General features: G+C 46.9%; 1 protein-coding gene. It reads right to left on the bottom strand.

Annotated features, from left to right (window positions below; genetic code table 11):
• Window positions 1-22 precede the first annotated feature (22 nt).
• The coding region (locus tag AC3G2T_RS38680) for an IS4 family transposase (protein WP_488438815.1) at window positions 23-1,176 on the bottom strand (1,154 nt) is incomplete at its 5' end.

Genomic DNA, 1,176 nt, shown 5'->3' with positions numbered 1-1,176 from the left:
CCAATGTTGTCAGGTTAAGCGGTTATAGCCCCCGCCGCTTGGTCTTCGTGAATTTGTTAGCTTTTGTCTGTTTGTTCCGTTTGAAAGAGCGATCCTTCACTATGGGGACGATGTTGCGCTGAAGCTCCTCCAAAAATCGGGCGTGCAGGTCGTCCCTTTTCGTATCGTCTTCTTCCAGCATCATTTCGATGAGCCGATTGCGCAATTTGCCGACCAGAATATTTTTATTGATCCGGTACTCTGTGTATTTCAGATGCTCAGTTCGCTTGCTTTCCTTCATCTGCGTTTCGGCTTCTTGTTCCAATATAGAAGCCATGTTGCTCAGCAGCACCGCTGCGTAGAAATCCTGTTCAATGATCGGAGGCTTTTGTCCCGAAAAATTCTCAATCTCAAACTTATGCTTCAAATCGTCGAAACGCGTTTCAATCCCCCATCTTTTGAAATACAAGGGCTTGCTCGCTGCGTAACTCAGTTCGTCAGCGCTAACGTTGGTTAACAGGATTTCCGTTTCGCCGGTAGATAGTTCCACTTTCAGTACCCGAACTTTCAGTATTGTTCCCGGTGGAATGCTTTTCCCTTGCTTCTTCAGTTCTTTGGCTCTGGCTTTCGTGATTTCGATCGTCACGACTTCATCCGGCAGTGTCGTGTTTACAATTTCTTTGTAAAATGACCCTTGAGCCCGCATCAAGTAAAAGATGCCTTTTTCCTGTAAATACAGCATGAACTCCGCTGACGGGTAGCCGCGATCAAACAAGATCAGATTCCGAACAGGCGTGGTTTCAAGACTCAACAGGTGTTCTACGTTCCGTTTGGCCAGATCCCGTTCATTATCGTCATAACGGCTTAGGCAGGTACTAAGAACCAGTTTGTTCTCTAAATCGTACAGATGGGAAGAGAGTGCCCTGGCTATACGAAACCCGACTTTGTAAGTCGTCGTGTATCCATACACGTTTCTGGTTTCAGATGTATTTGGCAATTCCATCACGCTGCCGTCCATAGCAAGCAGTCGAAATCCATGATACGTTTTGAAATCCCCGTCTTCGTAAAACGCCTGAACCAGTTCGTCATTTAGCAAGGTGAACGCGGCCGGGGAGAGCTTTTGTCTGGCCTCGGAAAAGGACTGTTTCGTATACGTTGTCGTTGTCGCCTCTTCTGGCATGAACATCTCGCGAAATT

It is taken from the genome of Paenibacillus sp. sgz302191 (genome assembly GCF_057749925.1).
Note: the sequence above shows the minus strand (reverse complement) of the source record. Positions and strands in the feature narration are given on the sequence as shown.